At 37.6% G+C, this 17,787-nt stretch carries 12 protein-coding genes; 11 read left to right on the top strand and 1 reads right to left on the bottom strand.

From position 1 onward, the window contains the following. Nucleotides 1-58 precede the first annotated feature (58 nt). On the top strand, nt 59-1,771 hold the full coding sequence (locus CLJU_RS12855; protein ID WP_013239257.1) for a sensor domain-containing diguanylate cyclase: 1,713 nt from the start codon (nt 59-61) through the stop codon (nt 1,769-1,771). Between the two features lie 203 nt (nt 1,772-1,974). Here CLJU_RS12855 and CLJU_RS12850 read toward each other — a convergent pair whose 3' ends face one another. Beyond that, entirely contained in the window at nt 1,975-2,739 is a 765-nt protein-coding gene (locus tag CLJU_RS12850; RefSeq protein WP_013239256.1) for a DeoR/GlpR family DNA-binding transcription regulator, read from the bottom strand. Between the two features lie 179 nt (nt 2,740-2,918). Between CLJU_RS12850 and CLJU_RS12845 the strand changes: the two genes are divergently transcribed. From CLJU_RS12845 to CLJU_RS12800, 10 genes are all read left to right on the top strand, one after another. Further along, the gene (locus CLJU_RS12845) at nt 2,919-3,356 is read left to right on the top strand and encodes a PTS sugar transporter subunit IIA (protein ID WP_013239255.1); all 438 of its coding nucleotides are present in this window, start codon (nt 2,919-2,921) and stop codon (nt 3,354-3,356) included. A 31-nt stretch (nt 3,357-3,387) separates the two neighbouring features. Continuing rightward, nucleotides 3,388-4,488 (top strand): PTS fructose transporter subunit EIIC, encoded by a 1,101-nt coding sequence (locus CLJU_RS12840; RefSeq protein ID WP_013239254.1) that lies wholly within the window; start codon nt 3,388-3,390, stop codon nt 4,486-4,488. A 36-nt stretch (nt 4,489-4,524) separates the two neighbouring features. Then, on the top strand, nt 4,525-4,845 hold the full coding sequence (locus CLJU_RS12835) for a PTS fructose-like transporter subunit IIB (protein ID WP_013239253.1): 321 nt from the start codon (nt 4,525-4,527) through the stop codon (nt 4,843-4,845). Between the two features lie 71 nt (nt 4,846-4,916). Continuing rightward, nucleotides 4,917-5,894 (top strand): Gfo/Idh/MocA family protein, encoded by a 978-nt coding sequence (locus CLJU_RS12830; protein WP_013239252.1) that lies wholly within the window; start codon nt 4,917-4,919, stop codon nt 5,892-5,894. A 1,028-nt stretch (nt 5,895-6,922) separates the two neighbouring features. After that, the gene (locus CLJU_RS21370) at nt 6,923-12,193 is read left to right on the top strand and encodes an Ig-like domain-containing protein (protein WP_013239251.1); all 5,271 of its coding nucleotides are present in this window, start codon (nt 6,923-6,925) and stop codon (nt 12,191-12,193) included. Nucleotides 12,194-12,392: 199 nt separating this feature from the next. Next, on the top strand, nt 12,393-13,271 hold the full coding sequence (modA, locus tag CLJU_RS12820) for a molybdate ABC transporter substrate-binding protein (RefSeq protein ID WP_013239250.1): 879 nt from the start codon (nt 12,393-12,395) through the stop codon (nt 13,269-13,271). A gap of 214 nt (nt 13,272-13,485) precedes the next feature. Beyond that, on the top strand, nt 13,486-14,187 hold the full coding sequence (locus tag CLJU_RS12815) for a MotA/TolQ/ExbB proton channel family protein (RefSeq protein ID WP_013239249.1): 702 nt from the start codon (nt 13,486-13,488) through the stop codon (nt 14,185-14,187). Next, entirely contained in the window at nt 14,162-14,455 is a 294-nt protein-coding gene (locus tag CLJU_RS21365; RefSeq protein ID WP_013239248.1) for a DUF2149 domain-containing protein, read from the top strand. The genes CLJU_RS12815 and CLJU_RS21365 overlap by 26 nt, the downstream gene beginning before the upstream one ends. 24 nt (nt 14,456-14,479) lie before the next feature. Then, nucleotides 14,480-14,800, top strand: a complete 321-nt coding sequence (locus CLJU_RS12805; protein WP_013239247.1) for a DUF2149 domain-containing protein — start codon at nt 14,480-14,482, stop codon at nt 14,798-14,800. Nucleotides 14,801-15,420: 620 nt separating this feature from the next. Continuing rightward, complete coding sequence (locus CLJU_RS12800) at nt 15,421-17,775, top strand: glycyl radical protein (protein WP_013239246.1); 2,355 nt, start codon at nt 15,421-15,423, stop codon at nt 17,773-17,775. The last annotated feature ends 12 nt before the right edge of the window (nt 17,776-17,787 follow it).

The raw sequence follows: 17,787 nt of genomic DNA, 5'->3' as shown, positions 1-17,787 counted from the left end.
ATAATTCAGTAAGTATGTAATACTATTTTAGTAATACACTGTTAACCGGGGGTATCATATGAAAAAAATTATTTTACCTATTATTTTTATAGCTTTATTAGTAGGTATATTTTCAGCTTTTAATGATTCTAATAACCTTAATTATATTAAGGCAGATAAAGGGATTCTAAATTTAAGTAATTACAATTTTCAGCAAAGAGGAAATGTAAAGATTGAAGGGCAGTTGGAACTGTATGTGAATAAACTTCTTAACCCAGAACAAGTGGCGCATGAAAAAATTGATAAGTATTTAATTTTACCTGATAAACTTACAACACAGTTAAATGGAAAAAATACTGGATATATGACAGTACACTTAAAAGTATTTCTTCCAAAAGGGGTTGTCTATGGACTTAGAATAGGAAGTTTTTTGTCAGCTTCAAAGATTTGGGTGAATGGTGTTTTACAAGGACAAGTGGGACAAGTAGGTAAAAGTTATGAGAAAGAAAAATCTATATATTTGCCAAGTTATACATATTTTACAGCACAAAATGGAACTGCTGATATAGTAATTCAAGCATCCAATTACACGATTCTTTATCCTGTATTAAAACCTATGGAACTTGGTCTTAAAGATAGAATTATGAATAGATTTATAATAAGTGCAAGTGGGGATTTAATTATAGTAGGGGTTCTGCTTATTGTAGAATTGTTATTTTTATGTTTGTATGGAAGATTAAAGAACAATAAATTCTTTTTATATTTTTCTATATTGTGCTTATTTACACAATTAAGGTGCTTGTTTTTAAATGAAAGGGTAATTGTTCATATTTTCCCTAATATGCCTTTTGAGCTGCTTAGCAAAACGGCGGCAATTACGTACTATTTATATATGCCAATTTATGTTTTGCTTTTAAAAGAATTATTCCCAGACTTTCCTAAAAAGTTAGTTAATATATCATTTTGCTTTTCAATATTCTTTACCACTATATGCCTTATAACTAATAATACTTTTTACGATAGATTGTCTTTTTTAAGTGAAGCTATTTTGATATTTATTGTGATTGGTATATTAATATTTTTTATAAAAAAAGCAAAAAAAGGGGAAGGAATAATATCGTTTGTGGCATTTACTGCTTTAATTGCTACAGCAGCAAATGATGTACTCATAAATAATGGAATGATATATGGCAGGTATGGTTTTCAAGTAGGTATGCTTATCTTTGCTTTTTTAGAAACCTATGTAATTATAATGCAATATTCTGATGAGATAATTAATGCAGAAAAATTAAAAATAGAAAATCGTATTATATATGAGAAGTCTATTAAAGATGATCTTACAGGATTATATAAAAGAAATTATATTGAAGGAATATTAAATGAAGTTATAAAAAAATATATAAATGAAGGTGAAATATTTAGCATAATGATGTTTGATGTGGATTATTTTAAATTGATTAATGATAATTATGGGCATCTACAGGGAGACAAGGTTTTAACTGATATAAGTAAAGTAATAACGGAATGTATAGGAGACACGGGTTATGCAGGAAGATATGGTGGAGAGGAATTTATTGTTATTTTGCCTAATACAAAGCAGGAAGGGTTAGTAGAAATAGGAGAAAGAATTAGAAATAAAATCAATACTTTTCCATGGGAAGATGGAATAAAAGTTACTATAAGTGGTGGATTATATGAAAATAAGTCAAATACAAATATGGAATGTATAAAAATTGTTGATGATTTATTATATGAAGCTAAGAATAGTGGAAGAAATAAAATTGTAGTATAGCTAAATATATTGCACTGATTAATTAGTATGCCAACTTTTTTAACATGTATACATATTTTTAAACAGTTGACAATTAACTGTCAACTGTTTATTGCGAATTCTCAACTTTTAAAGCAGATTTATCTACAAAAGTTTATCTGATGGTTACTTACTGTAACACTTCTACGCACACAGCGAAAGCGACTAAGCAAGATTCATTGATATTAGATGAATTTGGTATCAGTTTTAGTTAATAAATTTGTAATTTCCTTGTCTGGTGGAGACTCTGTAATAATTGTATTTATATCATAAAGGGTAGCAAATTTATAAGTACCATCAATATAAAATTTTCTATTTTCCATAACCAAAAATATTTCTTTACTGCCATTTATTATGGCTTTTTTTGTGTTTCCATCTTCTACATCAAAAGTAGTGACACTTTTGTCAAATATGTTTACTCCACAGCTTCCTATAAAACATTTGTTGGGCTTGTAGTTAATGATACTTTCAATAGCCATTGAACCTGTAAATCCATCTAAATCTTTGCTAAGAACTCCTCCAGTACAAATAACTTTAATGTTATTATCTTGTTTATTTAGTATTGAGATTATATCAAGCATATTGGTTACTACTGTGAGCTTCTTTGGGCTCTTTGAAAGCTTTTCAGCCAACATCATATTTGTAGTTGATATATCTAGAAAAATCGTTTCATTTTCGAAAATAGAATTAAAGGCTTTTTCAGCTATAACTTCTTTTGATTCTACACTAATATTTTTCCTTATAGAAATGTCCTGCTTGGGAGCTGAATGTCTAACAGATACGGCACCTCCATAAGTTCGCTGCAGCAAATTTTTATTTTCTAGTATTTTCAAGTCTTTTCTAATACAGTCCTCTGTTACATTAAATCTGGAACTTAAATCTTTGACAACCACTTTTCCTTCTTTATGTAAAATATTTATTATTTTATCATGTCTTTCTTCTGGAAACAAAAGTTACCTCCCCTTTATGTTACATAATAGAATCTTATTGATTCATACTAATATTATTATATCAAAATTTCATTTATAATGTGGAAATACATTGAAGAATTCAAAAAAGATTATGATTGAAACAAATGTAAAATGGCATAGATAAGATAATTAATGTTTTTACTGAGGAGGATATAATAATGAATGACATAATAAATAAAGACCTTGTTGTATTGGATTTAGAGGCTTCTTCTAAAGAAGAAGTTATTAGAAAGCTTTCAAAGCTTATAGAAAAACAGGACAAATTAATAGATTTTGATGGCTATGTCAAGCAGGTATTTGAAAGAGAAAAGGATTTCCCTACATCTATAGGATTTGATGTAGCTATTCCCCATGGCAAATCTGACTCCGTAAAAAGTGCTGCAGTAGCTTTTGCTAGACTAAAAAAAGAAGTTAAGTGGAGTGAAGAAGAATCGGTAAAGTATGTATTTTTAATTGCTGTACCAGAGAAAGAAGCCGGAGATAGGCATTTGCAGATTCTTGCTCAACTTTCTAGAAAGATTATGAGAGAGGAGTTTAGAACTAAGTTATGTGAAGCTTCTAGCATAGAAGAGATATTAGAAGCATTAGATAGTTAAGAATTAAATAATAAGAGTGGAGGTAATTAAAATGGATGATTTAAAGGATTTATTAAAAAATACGAGACAGCATCTAATGACAGGTGTTTCATACATGATTCCTTTTGTTGTATCAGGAGGAGTTTTATTAGCACTTTCAGTTTTATTATACGGTTCAGCAGCAGTTCCACCTAAAGGAACAAGGTTAAATGATTTGTTTAATATAGGAGCAGCTGGACTTGGATTAATGGTTCCTATACTAGCAGGGTTTATAGCATTTTCAATGGTAGATAGGCCAGGTATAGCACCAGGAGCTATTGGTGGTTATCTCTCAAATCAAATTGGAGCGGGATTCCTAGGAGGAATTATAGCAGGTTTGCTTGCAGGTATAGTAGTTTTTTATTTAAAGAAAATAAAAGTTCCTTCAATTATGCGTTCTGTAATGCCAATATTTGTTATTCCACTAATAGGTACATTTATCATTGGTGCACTTATGGTTTGGGTTATAGGAACTCCTGTTGCAGGGGCTATGAAGGGAATGAAGGCTTGGCTAGAAGGGTTAGGTACTGGAAATTTAGTGATTTTAGGAATAGTTTTAGGTTCAATGATAGCTTTTGATATGGGAGGTCCTGTAAACAAGGTTGCATATGGATTTGGAGCGGCAATGGTAGGAACGATAAATCCTACAACTGGAATGGCAAGTCCTATAGCACTAAAAATAATGGCAGCCATAGGTGTTGCAATATGTACTCCTCCAATTGGGATGGGTGTAGCTACTTTCTTAGCACCTAAAAAGTACTCAACGGAAGAAAAGGAAGCAGGAAAAGCTGGTATATTGATGGGGCTAATAGGAATAACAGAAGGAGCTATACCTTTTGCTGCATCAGATCCATTGAAGGTTATTCCTTCTTTAATAGTGGGTTCTGCCAGTGGAGCAGTTACTGCAATGTTATTAGGGTCTGGAAATCCTGCACCTTGGGGTGGATGGATAGTATTGCCAGTAGCTACTGGCAAATTTGGTTACATTATAGCTACTTTGGTAGGTGTTGCTGTAACCGCATTGATGGTAAATATTTTAAAGAAACCAGTCACAGAAAAGCGTAATGATGACCATGGTGGAGGCGGTGAGGAAATAAACTTGGATTTCGAATAATATAGGCTAAAACACGATAATAGGAGATGAATTAAAATGAAGATATTAGCAGTTACGGCTTGCCCATCAGGAGTTGCACATACTTATATGGCTGCAGAGGCATTGGAAAAAGCAGCAAAAGCCAAAGGAATTGAAATAAAGGTTGAAACTCAAGGATCAATAGGTATAGAAAATAAAATTACTATGGATGATGTAAAAGATGCAGATGTAGTTATATTAACTAAAGATATTGGTATAAAGGAAACGGAAAGATTTAACGGATTGCCAACTGTCAAAGTTGGAGTTAGCGATGTAGTTAAAAAATCAGATCAAATAATTGACAAAGTTGAAGCATATATTAATAGCAAAAAACAATAATAAATAAGCTGTTGGTTACTCCAACAGCTTATTTGATATAATTTAAATATTTGAAAGAAGAGGGAAGCATAATGGTGAAGTTTGCTGTAATAGGAACAAGTAAAATCACTGATAGGTTCATAGAAGCAGCTAAGTTATGCAAGAATTTTGAACTCACTGCAGTGTATTCAAGGACAAAAGAAAGAGCTTTAGAATATGGGAGTAAATACGAAGCTGCATTGGCGTATGATGATTTAGATGAACTTGCAGAAAGTAGAGAAGTAGATGCTGTTTATATAGCTAGTCCAAATAGTTTTCATGCTTTTCAGTCAATTAAAATGCTAAGGGGTAAAAAGCATGTATTATGTGAAAAAACTATAGCATCTAATAAAAAGGAATTAGAGCATATGATAAAAGCAGCTAAAGAAAATGGAGTAATTCTTTTAGAAGCAATGCGTTCTGTATTTGATCCAGGCTTTAAGGCCATAGAGAACAATCTTATTAAGCTTGGAACTATTAGAAGGGTTACATTTCAATATTGTCAATACTCTTCCAGATATGATAATTTCAAAAAAGGAATTGTTGAAAATGCATTTAATCCTGTTTTTTCTAACGGGGCACTAATGGATATTGGGGTATATTGTATTCATCCATTAGTTAAGCTTTTTGGAATGCCTAAAAGTATATGGGCAAATTCTGTAATTTTAGAAAATGGAGTGGATGGTGCTGGAACTATTATGGTGAACTATGGAAATATGCAGGGGGAACTTTTATACTCTAAAATTACCAATTCTAAATTACCAAGTCAAATTCAAGGTGAGAAGGGATGCATGATCATAAAAGAAATAGCTGATACAAGGGAAGTTACTATTATATATAATAATGGAAAAGAAGAACATATAAGTATCAATAAATGTGATAACAATATGTATTACGAAGTAGAAGAGTTAATTAGGCTTATTCAAATAAAGGGAAATGCAGATGTGTATAATAAATGTTCTCTTATGGAACTTAGCATAATGGATGAAGCAAGAAGAAAAATGGGGATTAAATTTCCAGCAGATGTTTAGGCATTTTCAAAGAAATGCTGAATATTTGGGAAAATCCCCTTCTTTTTTATTTTAGTCTATTTTAATTTAAAAATTCTTCTCATATTTAAGTAAAGAAGGATTCCAGGTTTCAAACATTTCATTTTCATTTACCACTGCCTCAAATACAGGATTCAAAAAAGAATATATTACTTCAATTACCTTTGCAAATTCAATTTCTATTAACATTTGGCTTTAGAAACTATAACATCTCCAACCCCCATGTCTATATGAAAAGGTGTTTTTGTATTTTTAAATTTTCCTATAATATTAGCTCTAATTCCATATGGGCATATTAGAAGGACGTAACATTTCAGCCTGAATTATTACATTCATGGGGTTGTATTTTCCTTAGCGTACGCTAAGGAAATTTGTTTAAGTAAGTTATATTTCAACAAAAATAAAGCCTGTATGAATGATACTGTAAATTTGTAATAACAATAAATTGCTAAGCTTAGGAGTAGTAAGCGTTTGTTGTATATATGGAAATAATTGAGATCAAGTTGTAACTTTCTGTTCCATTACTACAGGTACCCCAACCCTTCATATGTAGAAAATATAAATTACAAAATTGTATTGTTATGTCGTGTTATGTCATATAATATAAATTACAAAATTGTATTGTTATGACATGTTATGTGGTATAATATAATTACAAAATTGTATTGTTATGTCATGTTATGCTATATAATATAATTTAGTATAAAAATACCCTTGTATGTTTATTTTTGCACTAAATTATATCTTTTAGGAGGGGATACAAATTGAAACAAAAGTAAAAAAGAGAGCATATTTGTCTTTTTAAATTTTTTGTATTTTTGAAACGTGATGCTTTATTTTCAAACCAATTTTTATGTACAAGCTTGTATAGCTGTGATTTGTTGAGAGTTTATAAATGTATCAACGATGGTAGTAATTACAAAATTTTTGTGGCCTAATCAAAATATAATCAATATGTACTGTAATATTATTTACTTATGGTAAATTATAAGAAAAATGGGGGGAGTTTTATGTGTAAAAGTATTATTCCCAATGTGGGAAGAAAAATTAGACGATATAGTGCTCGATTTTTTACATTTTTACTTATATTTGTAATGCTTTTCAGTAATACCGCGCAGGTTTGGGCGGTTACAGCATCGCCTTATTCATACCCGAATGATACGTCGATTGTGGGAGGTAGCACTATTAATAATGCATCATTAATAGGTGTTTATTTAAGTGATGCGTCTGATTCTGACTATAGTTCTTCCAGTGGTAATTATACTGCTAGTAGGGAATTGAAAGCAGGAATACCTAATAATGCTTCATATCCTGCTAGTCAATTCAATGGTGCAGACGGAAATGGAGTAGACCTCTTACCTAATTTTCAAATTGCATTCAATGAAAATATCCTTGGTAAGTCAGATACATATAGCAACTATACTAACAACAAAGGTCTAGTAACACTGGTAAAAGTAAATGCCGATGCCACAGAAAGTAGTGTAGCTACTAATGTTACTATGAATAAGAGTCTTAATGGAAGCCTTTTTGTTTCTCCAACAACAAAATTGGAACCTAGCACTTCTTATAAAGTAAAAGTAAGTTCAGGTATCACGGCGGACCAAACACCTGTTACATTAACAACCAATGCGTATGAAATCTTGTTCAAGACTAAAGCATTGGCACCTTCATCAGGTATTACAGGCGTCACATTAGATAGGACAAGCGCTTCTATTGATGTCGGCAGCACCAGCCAGCTTACAGCTACGGTAGCTCCGGCGGATACCGCGAATAAAGGTGTCATATGGGCTTCGGACAATACAGCCGTAGCTACAGTAGATGCAAATGGTATCGTCACCGCAATGGCGGCAGGTACAGCAAACATTACTGTCACTACAACTGACGGGAGATTTACGGCGAATTGCGCCGTCACCGTTCAAGCGGCACCTTCAGGGGTGCCAACTGATGTGCTTAGTGTCAAGAATATTAAATCAACTACTCTGACATTAAACTGGCCACAATCGGCTAATTCAGATATAAACACTTATGAAGTGTTTAATGATATTACAAAGATAGCTACTTGCACAAAAACTGACTCGGAGTACAATGTCACTGGTTTAACTGCTGACACAGATTATACGTTTACTGTCAAGGCATTGGACATCGATGGTAAAGAATTGAGCAGTATTACTGCAAAAGCGAAGACTTTGCCGGCCCCAAACTTTACACTTGCGGTGGATGGCCCGGATTCCGGTAAAATCGGTGACACGCTTACAGTCAAGGCGACGATCAACTCGGAAGTGGACGCGTACGGCTTTAAGGTAACGTTTAAAGACCCTTCCAGTAGCGATACTTACGGCAAGATAATGCCGGATCTAATTGCCACTCAAGCCGCAAACATCGGGATAAGGGGTCTGACGGTGGATACCTCGGTGGCCGGACATGTGAGTTTTGCCTGTGATCCGGTGGAGCAAACGAAGGTTATCACTGCAGGCACACCGCTTACTCTTATCTTGAAGTTTAAGGTAGTCGGCACGGCGAAGTCGGCGACGGAAGACCTTACTGTCAATGTCGACAGTTTGGAAGACCAGCTGGTGCTGTTCACGGATCCAGGTGAAACCAGCGCAGAACTTGACACCTATACCAAAATCTGTGGCGCAGTAATGGCGGGCAAGGCATTGATAGCTTCACTCAGCGGTTCCGCCGTTAATCTGCATACTTTATTTTGCGCAAGCGTGGTGTTTGACACGCCTACCGCCAATGTTGGCGGCAACGAACAGTCCACTACGGTCACTGCAAAGATTACGGCACCGACCGATAAGGACGTGTATGGATTTTACACAAACATCAACTATGATGGTAATGATAACTTTGCATCGGATTTACAATTGGATCCTGCCGCGACTAAAGCGGCCAACGCCGGAATTTTGGCGGGAAAGTTGAATGTCATCGTTTTGTCTTTTGATAGTGAACCAGATTATGGCGGGAAGATATGGGTCGAATCGGACGGAGTGACCCCTATTATTAAAAAGGGTGAGATGCTTGATCTCAAGCTGGTGTTCAAAATACTGCCTTTCAACAGCGAGGGTACGCGTAAGGTCACTGTTTCACCCTGTATGGTGCTGTTCACCGACCCGTCCATACGCGCGAAAGCCACGGGCGATGGTCTGACGACGATAGACGACATTGATAACACTACCATGGTATCAACTCAGGAAAGCCTTGGGACCATCGCTATCGCTGGACCTACGGAAGGAAGTATAACGCTGACGAGGGCAATCACCAGCCTTACCATGTCTTCCGTCTACGGCAAAGAGGGTTCTTACAACTTATACACTCCGGCCGACGTGCTGGCGTTTGCGGACGCGGTCAATACTTTGGGCTATACCGCTATCAACGCTACTATAAAAAATGATATTGACATGACAGGAACGACTTTCGCCGGTATCGGCACGAAGGACCATCCGTTTGTAGGAACGATTTCAGGCGGGAATCACACGATCAAAATCGCCCGCGTGGTAACGGACGGAAACTCAGACGTCGGCGGTTTGGTCAACTACTTGGGCAGCGGAGGTGCTCTTACCGGTGTATCGATGGCAGGTACCATTACCGGAGCCTTCGGAGGCGCGAACGTCGGAGGTCTTGTGGGCGCATCCACCGGTAGTAGCATCACCCCGACAATCATAAGCAGCGTGTCGATATCCGGCACAGCCTCTGACGGAGCGAATATCGGCGGTATCGTCGGATTCTCGAACTATGGCGGTAGTGCTTACGGCAAAAAAATATACAATGGCAGTATTTCCGTCACGGCGGCACAAGGCAGTAACGTCAATGTCGGCGGCATCGCGGGCATGTTTGACGGGACGGGTCAGACGACCGACTCGAACCGGCAGATGTACCATTGCTACAATAATGGCAATATCAGCGGTGGAACCAACACAGGGAGTATCGTCGGTTCGATTAAAAACGGCATTATCAAGGAAAGCGGCAACGGCGTCTACAACGCAGTCGGTAAACTATGGAGCGGCGGCGGTGCAGTCAGCGGCATCGGCAATACCGGCGGCGTTGCCGGGCAAGCCACCAGCACGACGTTCAACACCGTGTTCAACACCAGCGCGGTCAGCGGTTCTGGCGGCAGTACCGGCGGCATCGTCGGTTCCATTTACGGCACTGGCACAAGTGTTTTGCAATCGTACAATAACGCCGCAGTCACCGGTTCGGATGCTTCTGCCGGCGGAATTGTCGGCAAAAACGACTCGTCCGACTCGGCCATCGCAGCTAACTTCAATCTCGGCAACGTCACCGCAGCGGACTCCAAGCTGAATGCAGGAGGGATTGTCGGCAAGGCCACAGCGGCTCCGGCGGTTTATACGGGCAACTACTATATTAAGACCGGCTCGATCAATTCGGGCATTAGCGACGCGCTAGACAATACAACGTTTACGGTTGATAGCGGGAATTCGAATGCAAGCAGTGCCTCCAACCCCGATAGCTTCTCTCTTACGAAAGTAAGTTCAAGTTCGCCCGGCATATACATCTACAAACTTCAGCCGCCTCTTACCGACGCGGACGGGACTTATTTGCTGTCAACGGTGAGCGACATCCTCTGGTTCTACCAGACCGTAAACAATAATGTCGAATCAGGCACGCAAAACAAGATTAACGGCCGGCTTGTGAACAACATTGATATGTCCAAAGTGCTGTCGGCGCAATTCTCGGGAATAGGAAAGACCAACGGCCCAGTTTATACTTATTACGCCGGCACGTTTGATGGCGCGGGATTTACAGTGACTATCAAAAATTCCTCGATCTTCGGCATCTGCCAAGGCGCTACGATTAAAAACCTGACCGTTGACGGATCGCTTGACATTGGGTCTGTCGGCGGCGGAGGTATCACCAATATGATCACTAACGGCCTCATCGAAAATTGCCACAACAAAGCGGATATCAACTCAACCAATGGCCTTATCGGCGGTATTGCGTATCAGGCGGAGAACAGTACCATTTCGAACTGCACGAACAGCGGCAATATCACGGGAGGCAAACTTGGCACGATCGGCGGCATTGTCGGCGAGCTCGGCGGATTTGACGTTGCAGTGCCGACGCATTCGGTTATTATTAACTGCGTAAACTCAGGCAATATCACCGGTGGATTAACAATCGGCGGAATCTGCGGGGAAACCGAAGGCAACAATTGCACCGCCGACTTCATCAATTGCAGCAACACAGGAAAAGTCATCTCAACAGCTCAGACATCGTCGGGTGCGACGGGAATATACAATCCGCCTTATATGAACTCCGCCGGCGGAATACTCGGTGGTGCAATTGACCTCACCGTGAACATCAAAGGCTGTCAAAACTCCGGTGTCGTCACGGGCACGGCGAATAACTTAGGCGGTATCGTCGGCGTTGCAGGCCCCTCATGGAGCATCTATGGCAAAACGAGCATAAAGGTTACGGACTCCACTAACTCTGGAAAGGTAATCAGCACGGTTGACCGCAATGCTGTGGATAACAGCTATCCAGGGAATCCGAATAGACCGATTAACCCAGATTATATCTCCGTCGGCGGCATTATAGGCAGTACCACACAGGGTCTAAGCGGGCTCGATATCTCAGGCAACAACAGTTTCGGCGTCGTCGATAAGGGCATCGCCACAAACGGAGGTCCAATTGCCGGCACGTGCAACCAGCCCGGTATCGGCGACAACAATACTTCTAGCGATAATCCAACTGGTGGTAACAATTCAACTGGTGGTAACAATCCAACTGGTGGTAACAATCCAACTGGTGGTAACAATCCAACTGGTGGTAACAATCCAACTGGTGGTAACAATCCAGCGGGTAATAATAATCCAGCGGGTAATAACAATCCAAAGGGCAATAACAATCCAACAGGTAATAACAATCCAAAGGGCAATAGCAATCCAGCGGGTAATAATAATCCATCTGTTTCTGGTACACCTGGCAGCACTGCACTTGCCACTCAAGCGACTAAATTAGTAGCATCGAACAGCCCTAATACTACACCGATAACAAACAAATCGGTTACGGCGTCGAAACCAGAACCCGTGCAAACAAACACGGTAAAAAAACCAGCACCTGTAAAAGATGCCAGCAATACCTCGGGCAAATCGACAGCAAAAGCAACGAAACCAGTTTCAAAAAGTGCGAACGTTTACGAGGTCATCCAGGATGCAATCCAAAATAATCCGATCATCATTAGAGTATTGCTTCTATTTATTGTTGCCCTAGCGGGTCTAGGAGGATTTAGGCGATACAGAAAAAGCCGCGAGCAGTAAACGCTCCGGGAATTGATAAAAATAAGAGAAAATGTGCTTAACTTAGCTTTCAACGTGTACCGCTGTTAAACGGTACACGTTGAAAAGATATATATTTTCTTAGTCCAGATTAGCGCAATGATAGAGTGTCTTAAGCCTTCATAACAAATGCCTTGATTCATGGCACATTTACAAAAAAATTATTAAGGAGTGATAAATAATGAAATCCAATAAACTCTTAAAGTTCGTTTCATCCTTTGCGCTGAGCATAGTACTAATGCTGGGCCTCGCGACTCCTTCATTTGCGGCGTCCACCGGCACCAATTCAACAACAACGCTTAATTTAATGGCAGCCGCCAGCACGCGTTATTCCCTTGGTGAGCGGGTGAACGGAGTGTATCCGAGCGGCACCCTGCTAAGAGCGTTTGAGGACCAGAATCCCAACACAAAGGTTAATGTGACCTATGACAGCTCCGGAAATCTGCTCAATCAGATGAAAGCGGATCCCAATCATAGCGCCGATGTTTTCCTCTCTGCGGATTTGGCGCGAATGAATTCTGCGGTCACTGCAAATATCATACAAGCTAGCACGGTATACAATTTGCTTAATAACAAATTGGTGCTCGTCGGAAATCCAAACACCGGTCTTACAGAAAACAGCCTTCAATATTCAGACGTATTAGGTTGGTTGAATGATAATCCCGGCACGACAATTGCCGTTGGAGACCCGGCTGTTGTACCGGCAGGAACCTACACAAAGCAGGTATTCGATGCCATCGACAGCACTACATGGAATGACATTTTAACTCATGCAGCGCTATATAGCAACGTTACCAATGTGCTGAACGCTGTTGCTAAGAATGTGAACCAACTCGGTTCTGTCTATGCAACTGACGCTAAAACTCAACCCCAGCTTATCGTGTTAGATAGCAAAGATGTTAATATCATCTATCCTATTGGCATCACGAATGCTGCCATGAATGATACTGTCAGAGCACCAGCAGCCCAGGCACTTGTTAATTTTCTCAAAGCAGATATTGCTAAAACAAACGGCAGCAGTGTTTTCAGAAACTTTGGATTTAGCGCTGTAGTGCAGTAATAGTTAAGAATTAAGAAGGCATTTGTTATCAGGCAATAGGGCATTCTATCATTGCGCTAATCAAACGACAGCGTTTGCCTTACAATAATAAACAAACGCTATCGTTCGTGAATTGATAGAAATAAAAGTTTTACATTTAAGAAAAAAAGGATAGTCGGTTAGCTCTCAAATTGAAACTAACCAACTACCTTATCACGAAAATTTGGAGGTTATTATGATAGGAAATTCTTTAAGAAATATTCTTCACACTTTCGGCCAAGGCATTCTCAACCCTTGTATGGTTGTCCTGCTTATTATGATTGTCATCACAATCTGGCAAATTGGGGATCTCCTGATGGAGTACATCATAGAACGTAGAAAAATGAAAGAAGACATTCCGGAACTATTAAAGAAAATCAACCGTGTGGGGAAGGAGCTCGCCCTACAAATCATCAAGGACAGCAAACTGCTTAAGCGTCAGAAACAGCTCGCCGTAAAACTAACTGAGGCTGAAAATATGCCAGAAAATTCTCTGGCAGCCTATGCGCAAAAACTAATAAGCATAGAAGACGCTTATTATCGGAAAATTATGGCGCCTACTGATCTGATTGCCAAACTGGGGCCAATGATCGGCCTGATGGGCACCTTGATTCCATTGGGTCCCGGAATCGTAGCCTTGGGGAAGGGCGATATCAAGACTCTTTCCAGCTCTATCGGCGTCGGTTTTGATACGACCATATCCGGAGTATTCGTCGCAGCGATTTGTTTCTCAATTTCCTATTTGAGAAGTCACTGGTATGAGGGTTATATCAGCACCAATGAAGCTATCCTAGAAAGTTTGATGGATAAAATCATTGATGTTCCTGATAAGCTAATCGGCTTAATTGATGAGAAAGGAATGAAAAAAAGCTATGAGAAGAAGATTAATCAAGTCTAGAAGAAAAAATAACCGGCAGGCAATTAACCCGATGGAAAGTGTGGTCAATTTAATTGACATCATGCTGATTTTCGCCTGCGGCTTAATGGTTTCAATTGCTTCTCTCTGGAATATTAAAATGAATGCGAGTAACCAGATTAACAAGACAAAGAGTAATAGTTATCAAGATATGGGACAGGTTTATGAAGATCCGGTGACAAAAAAAATGTATATTATTAAAACCGACGAGAGTAAAAGCAAAGATACTTCTAAAACCGGGGTGAAGTAATTTATACAGCAAAAGGAGAAGATTATGTTGAACAGAGGACGACTTCAATCCAAAAGAGCCAGTTACAGGGAAGAGATAAGTCCCATGGAAAGCGTGGTAAATCTTGTTGATGTTATGCTTGTTTTTATCTGCGGACTTTTACTTTCAATTATGATTTTCTGGAATATAGACATGAAAAACTTGGTAATCATTTTAAACCAAAAACAACTTATAAAGATCAATAATCCGAAAGAATTGACCACGCAGATGAAAGATAAAAGTTCAAGTGGCAATGTAGGATCTGCCGTTTTGGACCCCAAGACAGGAAAAGTTTATATTGTGAAGCCACAGCCACAGAAAAAATAACATTGTGAAAAAATGAATAGGTTTGGATTCAGAAGTTGAGCCGATAAAAACTATCATATTTAAGTATAAACTCATATGATGATAGTCATTAAAATTGATCAATTTCTGAAACAAGCTATAGTTATGGAACAGAGTGTGTTTAAAAATACATACCTGTTCTTTTTTTACATAATAAATTTATCAAAATCTTCAAAAAGACTTGACAAATAGTAGAAAAAATGTGGCGAAGCCCCTTAATTACATTGATTTTTAAGGAGGTTCACTCATGAACGAATATGCAAATTTTATAAAGGAAAAATTAGACACTGTTTATATTTTATGTATAAAATACAACATTGAGTATGCTAGCCTATTTTTTATCATATTGCGTCGGTAGAACCTTTAGATAGGATTCACTATCTGCGGAACCTGACTCCTTGTCCGATAAAAAATATTCGTCGCATCTTTGACTTGTTATTTTCTTTCAAATGCCTTAAAGAGCATATCATAATATAAAACAATAATAAACAATAAACAATAATACAAATATTGTTGTAAAAAACTAAAAAGCACTGTATAATATAAGTGCAAATAATAGATAATAATAAAAATATTCTATAGGTAATAAAGAGGTGAGTTGTATGGAAGAGTTAATTCAAACTGACAGAATAGCTTGGCTGAAGAAAAAAATGATGGATGAGCCGAGATACGTATCTATTGAGCAAGCACTTATTATCACAAAAACATATAAAGAAAATGAAGATAAACCCATTATTATTAAAAGGGCACTTGCTCTAAAAAATGCATTGACACACTTAAATATCGCGGTAGAACCAGAAGAGATGATTGTTGGAAATCGTACAATGGGTGTAAGATATGGTGTTGTATTTCCTGAAAGCGGAAGCTCTTGGGTTGATCGTGAAATAGAAACCCTTCCAACAAGGCCTCAAGATAGATTTAATGTAAGAAAAGAAGATATTACTACTTTTAGAGAAATTATTAAACCATATTTTAATGGAAAATCCTTAGAAGATGTAATTAGAAAACGGTATGGAAAAGAGATAGATGAAATTGCAAAGGTAGTTAAAATCAATCAAAAAGATCATGCGCAGGGGCATATTTGTCCAGATTGTGAAAGCTGGTTAAAATACGGACCTGAGGGATTAAAAAATCAAGCTGCTGTGAGATTAAAAGATGCTAGTAAAAAGCAGCAGGATTTTTATAACAGTGTTATTTTGGTAATGGAAGGTACCCAAAGGTTTATGATGCGATATCATGATCTTTTAATAGAGAGATCAAAGGAAGAATCAAATGAAGAAAATAGGGCCAACATGCTTCAGATTGCAGCAAATTGTAAAAGCTTGAGTATGAATCCTCCAAAGTCTTTTCATGAAGCTGTACAGTCTGTTTGGTTTTTATTTGTTATTCTTCACATGGAATCAAATGCATCTTCTTTTTCACCAGGTAGAATGGATAAATTCTTGTATCCATTTTATAAAAAAGACATTGACAGTGGAAAAATTGATAATCAAAAAGCTTTAGAAATTATAGAATGTCTTTGGCTTAAATTCAATCAAATTGTCTATTTGAGAAACTCACACAGTGCAAAGTTTTTTGCAGGTTTTCCAATTGGATTCAATGTTGTAATTGGCGGCCAAGATGAAAAAGGTAATGATTTTTTTAATGAGTTATCTTTTATATTTTTAAAAGCACAAGAGCATTTAGGATTACCACAGCCTAACTTATCAGTAAGGCTTCACAAAAAAACTAATGAGAGGTTTTTAAAGGAAGCAGTGAAAGTAGTGTCAAAGGGAAGTGGAATGCCGCAATTTTTTAACGATGAAGCTATTATTTCTTCCATGATGAAGTTAGGTGTAAAAGAAAAAGATGCAAGGGATTACGCTGTTGTAGGATGTGTGGAAATCACTACCCAAGGCAATAATCTTGGCTGGAGTGATGCTGCTATGTTTAATTTAGACAAAACATTGGAGTTAACTTTAAACAATGGAAAGTCTCTATTAAGTGGGGACAAAATTGGCCCTGATTTAGGAAATTTAACTGATTATGAAACTTTTGAAGAATTGGAAGGAGCTTTTGCAAAGAATATAACTTATTTTATGGATAAAATGATACTAGCTTGTGAAGAGATAGAAAAAGCACACATGGATATATTGCCATCCCCATTTTTATCTTCTGTAATTGACAATTGTATTGAAAAGGGAATGGATGTTACAAAAGGAGGAGCTGTTTATAACTTTTCAGGAATTCAGATGATACAAATAGCTAACCTGGCAGACAGTTTAGCTGCTATTAAACTTTTAGTATATGAAGAAAAGAGAATATCAAAAGAAGATTTACTAAAAGCACTGCAAAATAATTTTGAAGGATATGAAGTAATACGTACTATGCTGCTTAAGCGTGCACCAAAGTATGGCAATGACATTGACTATGTTGATGAACTTGGCGCAAAGTGGGCAAGATTTTTCAGTAAAAAGTTAAGTTGCTATACAAATTATCGTGGCGGCAGATATCATACAGGAATGTATACAGTCTCTGCTCACGTACCTATGGGAGAAAATGTTGGAGCTTCGTCAGATGGAAGATATGCAAAAACACCTCTGGCAGATGGAGGTATGTCTCCTGTATATGGGAGAGATATCGCCGGCCCCACAGCAGTATTAAAGTCTGTTTCTTCATTGGACAATTACTTAACTACTAATGGTGGACTCTTAAATATGAAGTTTTTACCTGAATTCTTTAAGACTGAAAGCAATATAGATAAGTTTGCTAAATTTTTAAGAACTTTTGTGGATTTAGAAATACCACATATACAATTCAACGTAGTGAGAAAAGAAGATTTGATTGCAGCACAAAAGAATCCTGAAAATTATAGAAGTTTAACTGTTAGAGTTGCAGGATATACTGCTTATTTTACAGAATTGGCAGGAGAACTTCAAAATGAAATTATTGCTAGAACAAGTTATGGTAATATATAAGTGCAGGTGATT

It is taken from the genome of Clostridium ljungdahlii DSM 13528, from assembly GCF_000143685.1.
In the GTDB taxonomy this organism is placed as follows: Bacteria; Bacillota; Clostridia; order Clostridiales; family Clostridiaceae; genus Clostridium_B; species Clostridium_B ljungdahlii.
Note: the sequence above shows the minus strand (reverse complement) of the source record. Positions and strands in the feature narration are given on the sequence as shown.